The sequence below is a fragment of the Candidatus Dormiibacterota bacterium genome, from assembly GCA_035544955.1.
Taxonomy (GTDB): Bacteria; Chloroflexota; Dormibacteria; order CF-121; family CF-121; genus CF-13.
Genome location: DASZZN010000032.1, coordinates 1 through 4,651 on the forward strand (window position 1 = coordinate 1; position 4,651 = coordinate 4,651).

The window sequence follows — 4,651 nt, forward strand, 5'->3', positions numbered from 1 at the left end:
CGGGCCCGCCGGCCCACGCGAGCGGCGCTTTAGTGCCATGCGAGCGTTTGAGGCGTTCGTGGCCGCTGGACGACGCACCGGCCCGGTTAAGACTCTGTGCGACTCCGTTGCGGCGGACTCGACGGCGTAGCGCCGGCACCCTGCACCGACTCGAGCTGGCGTTTCAGGTCCGCGACCTGCCGCTCCAGGCTGGCGATTTGATCGCGCGTCGCAACCGGCATCGATGACCGCACGCCCTCCTGAACTCGGCGGCTGAGATCCTCACCCCGGCGACGTGTATTGGATTTGAACTCCTCGAACCGCCGGCGGCTCTCTTCGCGGCTGACCTGCCCCCGGTGCAACCAGGTGTCGACCATCTGGTCGCCCATCTCGAACGCCCAGCTGGCCGCGCCCAGCATGATGGTGAAGCCGTCGCGGATCGCCTCGCGTACACGCTCGGTGCCTTCGGAATGCTGCTGCTGTTCTGCCATACGCTAAGTTTAGGGCGACCGATGCCCATTTACGAGTACCGCTGTGCCGACTGCGGCAAACGGCCCTCCATCTTCTTCAAGAGCCTGACGGCGGTCGAGGAATCGCCTGCCTGTCCGCTCTGCGGCGGTCGCCACCTCACCCGCCTGATCTCGCGGACCGCCCAGGTCCTCTCGGAGGACAGCCGGCTGGACCGGCTGAGCGACAGTGACCTTTCCGACGTCGACGAGAACGACCCCAGCAGCATGGCGCGCTGGGCGAAGAAGATGGGACAGCAGATGGGCGACGACGAGATGGGCGAGGATTTCGACCAGGCGGTCTCGGAGATGGAAGGCGCCGGTTCCCACAGTGCGGACAGCATGGACGACGAGGACCTGTGACCGCGGCCCGCATCGCGCGCGTCCACGGCCGGGAGATCCTCGACTCGCGAGGGAACCCGACGGTCGAGGTCGACGTGGTGCTGGAGTCGGGGTTGATCGGCCGAGCCGCCGTACCCTCGGGCGCATCGACCGGCGCACACGAGGCGGTCGAGTTGCGTGACGGCGACAAGAGCCGTTACGGCGGCAAGGGTGTCCTTAAGGCGGTGGGCCACGTCAACGGCGATATCGCGGCCGCGCTGCGCAGCGCTGATGCGAGCGACCAGCGGGGCATCGACGAGCGGCTCATCAACCTCGATGGGACGGCGAACAAGTCACGCCTGGGCGCGAATGCGGTTCTGGGAGCGTCGCTGGCGGTCGCCCGCAGCGCGGCGCTGGCCGCGGATCAACCGCTCTATCGCTATCTCGCGGACGGCCGCGAGCTGATCATGCCGGTCCCGATGATGAACATCCTCAACGGCGGTCGGCACGCGCAGACCAAGGTTGATTTTCAGGAATTCATGGTGGTGCCGGCCGGCGCGCCGACCTTTTCTGAGGGACTTCGCTGGGGGACCGAGGTTTTTCACGCCCTCAAGGACATCCTGCACCAACGCGGGCTGAGCACTGGGCAGGGCGATGAGGGCGGGTTTGCGCCGGAGCTCGACGCCAACGAGGACGCGATGCGCCTGCTGGTCGACGCCGTCGAGCGCAGCGGCCACCAGCCCGGGCGAGATGTCTTGATCGCGCTGGACCCCGCCGCGTCCGAGTTCTACCGCGACGGCCACTACGAGCTCACCGGCGAGGGGCTGAGCCTAACGCCAGATGGGCTGATCGATCGCTGGGCCCGCTGGATCGATCGCTACCCCGTCATCTCCATCGAGGACGGGCTGGCCGAGGATGACTGGGAGGGTTGGCGATCGCTGACGAGCAAACTTGGGAAACGGGTGCAGCTCGTGGGGGACGATATCTTCGTCACAAATGTCGTCCGCCTTCGTCGTGGGATCGAGAGCGGCGCCGCCAACAGCATCCTCATCAAGGTCAACCAGATCGGCACGTTGACCGAAACCTTAGAAACCATCGCCACCGCCCGTGGCGCCGGCTACAGCACCGTGATCTCGCACCGCTCGGGCGAGACCGAGGACACCTTCATCGCCGACCTGGCGGTCGCCACCGGCGCGGGCCAGATAAAAACCGGTGCCCCGTCACGCTCCGAGCGAGTGGCGAAGTACAATCGGCTCCTGCGGATAGAGGAAGAGGTGGGCAGTACCGCACCGTACCCGAGGCGCGCTGCGTTCGCCGGTGTCTAGACGCCCCCCGCGTGGATTTTTCGAGGGCGGCGAGTCGCCCTTCGGCCGGCTGCCCACCGAGCCGAGTTTCCCGACCATCCGGATTTCGCGACGGGGGGTCATCTGGATCACTGTCGTCGCCGTCTTACTGCTGGTTCTCTTTCTGCTAAAGCCGTTCGCGACCTTCTATACCGACTACCTGTGGTTCCGCGCGCTTGGCTTTGGCGCTGTCTTCGGGACGCGCTTTGCGGCCCAGGTCTGGTCATTCTTCATCTTCGCCATCGTCTTTTGGGTGATAGGCACGGCCAACGTGTTGCTGGCGCTCAACGCCAACACCGGCCGGCGGCTGTCGTCGATCGGCATTCGCCAGCGCCCTCTCACGGCGCCGTCCACCATCCTCGCCCTGCTCGCCGTGTTTCTTCTCGGCCTCCTCTTCGGGCGGATCGCCGCCGGAGAGTGGCAAACAATCCTGACGTTCTTCAATCAGAAGGCCTTCAACGTCCAGGACCCGATCTGGCACCGGGACGTCTCGTTCTACGTCTTCACCCTCCCCTTCTACCGCCTGCTCTGGGGCTGGCTGCTGGGCGTGGTGATCCTCATGATCCTGATGGTTGCTGGCATCTACGCCTCCAGATCCGGCTTCCAGAATCTGGTGCTGCCCGCACGCGCGATACGGCACCTCTCCGTCCTGTCTGCGGCCTTCGCCGCCCTCTGGGCCGTCCACTACCAGCTCGACCTCTATGAGATGTTGTTGAGCAAGCGCGGCTTCGTGTACGGGATCGGCTATGCGGACGTCGCTGCCCGAGTTCCCGCCTACTGGATCATGACGGTGCTGATGGTGCTGATCACCATCGGCCTGCTGGTCAATGCCTTCGGCGCACGCCTCGCGGCTCTTGCAGCGGCGCTGGTTGTCTGGCTGGGCGGGGCGTTCATCCTGCTGGTGATCTTCCCCGGCATCGTCCAGCGGTTCCAGGTCGCGCCTAGCGAGCTGCAGCGCGAGACGTCCTATATCAAGAACCAGATCGACTTCACCCGGCTGGCGTGGGGCCTCACAAGTATTGCCGACCGGCCTTTCACGCCCCAGGACACGCTGACCGCCGACAAGGTCGCCAACAACCCGCAAACGGTCCAGAATGCGCGCCTCTGGGACCCACAGCTGGCCCTCCCGTCCACCCTGGAAAACCTCCAGAGCTTGCGCACCTACTACCAGTTCTACCCCAACGAGGTGGCGGTCGACCGCTACCAGCTGGGCGGCCAGTACCTGCAGCTCTTACTCGCCGCGCGTGAGCTGAACCCCGACAAGGTCACCCAGGTGGCAAACACCTGGGTCGCGCTCAAGCTGCAGTACACACACGGCTACGGCGTGGTCGCCGCCCGTGCCAATGAGGCAACCGCCCAGGGCGATCCGGTCCTCACGCTCCAGGACATCCCACCGGCCGGCGTGCCGGCGGTCACCCAGTCAGGAATCTACTTTGGCCGCCACACCACGAACTACGTATTGACCGACTCCAAGCAGCCCGAATTCGATTATCCGTTTACCACCGACCAGTACACCCAGTGGAAGGGCACGTCAGGCGTGCCGCTGTCATCGACCCTTCGAAGCTTGGCCTTTGCGATTCGCTTCGGTGACATCAACATGCTGATCAGTCCCCAGCTGACGTCCCAGACGCAGGTCTTGTTCAACCGCGCGGTCCAGGATCGGGTTTCGGCGCTTGCGCCGTTCCTGCAGTTCGACCAGGATCCTTATGTCGTCGTGGTCGATGGTCACATCTACTGGATCCTGGACGGGTTCACTGTGACCGACCACTACCCATACAGCGAGATGCCGCCCTACGATGGCGGCCCGCTCACGGGCGTCAACTATGCGCGCAACTCCGTCAAGGCCGTTGTCGACGCCTACGACGGTACCACGACCTTCTACCAGATCGACACGAAAGACGCGATCGCCAACACCTACGCGTCAATCTTTCCCGGCCTCTTCAAGCCATTCAGCGCCATGCCCGCCGGGCTACAAGCCCACATCCGTTACCCGCGCGACCTCTTTAACCGTCAGGCCGAGCGATTCACCTACTTCCACATGACCGATCCGACCGTCTTCTACCTCCGGTCCGATCTCTGGAACATCGCAAAAGAGAATTTGTCTCAGGGCGGAAGCGCCTCGCCCATTCGACCCTTCTACGTGATCAGCAGGCTTCCAGGCGAGGCGAAGGAAGAGTTCCTCACCATCTTGCCCTACACGCCGAACGGCAAGACGAACATGATCGCTTATCTGGCGGCGCGCTCCGATCAGCCGGACTACGGCACGCTCTTCGATTTCCGTTTCCCCAAAGACAGTCTGGTCGTCGGCCCGCAGCAGGTCGAGGCCAACATCGACCAGGCGCCCCTGATCAAGTCGCAATTCGCGTTGTTGAACGCCCCGGGTTCGAGCGTGATCCGTGGCAACCTCCTCGTCCTCCCAATCGAGACGTCGCTGCTCTATATCGAGCCTGTCTACCTTGAAGCCACCAACGTTGCCAAACCGCAGTTGAAGAAGGTGATCGT

The 4,651-nt window shown here is 64.2% G+C and carries 4 protein-coding genes; 3 read left to right on the forward strand and 1 reads right to left on the reverse strand.

The window, feature by feature from the left end; translation table 11 throughout:
* Positions 1 to 86 precede the first annotated feature (86 nt).
* On the reverse strand, positions 87 to 470 hold the full coding sequence (locus VHK65_11230) for a hypothetical protein (protein HVS06720.1): 384 nt from the start codon (positions 468 to 470) through the stop codon (positions 87 to 89).
* Between the two features lie 21 nt (positions 471 to 491).
* On the opposite strand from VHK65_11230, the gene VHK65_11235 reads away from it, so the two are divergent.
* The 3 genes from VHK65_11235 to VHK65_11245 all read left to right on the forward strand — a co-directional run.
* Entirely contained in the window at positions 492 to 848 is a 357-nt protein-coding gene (locus VHK65_11235) for a zinc ribbon domain-containing protein (protein ID HVS06721.1), read from the forward strand.
* Positions 845 to 2,131: a phosphopyruvate hydratase gene (eno, locus tag VHK65_11240; GenBank protein HVS06722.1), complete on the forward strand. Its 1,287-nt coding sequence runs from the start codon at positions 845 to 847 to the stop codon at positions 2,129 to 2,131. The genes VHK65_11235 and eno overlap by 4 nt, the downstream gene beginning before the upstream one ends.
* Positions 2,124 to 4,651, forward strand: a 2,528-nt coding sequence (locus VHK65_11245; GenBank protein HVS06723.1) for a UPF0182 family protein, incomplete at its 3' end; no start/stop codon positions are given. The genes eno and VHK65_11245, both read left to right, overlap by 8 nt.

Coding starts and splice junctions, on each gene's coding strand:
- VHK65_11230 (HVS06720.1), bottom strand. CDS start 470: ATGGCAGAACAGCAGCAGCATTCCGAAGGCACCGAGCGTGTACGCGAG.
- VHK65_11235 (HVS06721.1), top strand. CDS start 492: ATGCCCATTTACGAGTACCGCTGTGCCGACTGCGGCAAACGGCCCTCC.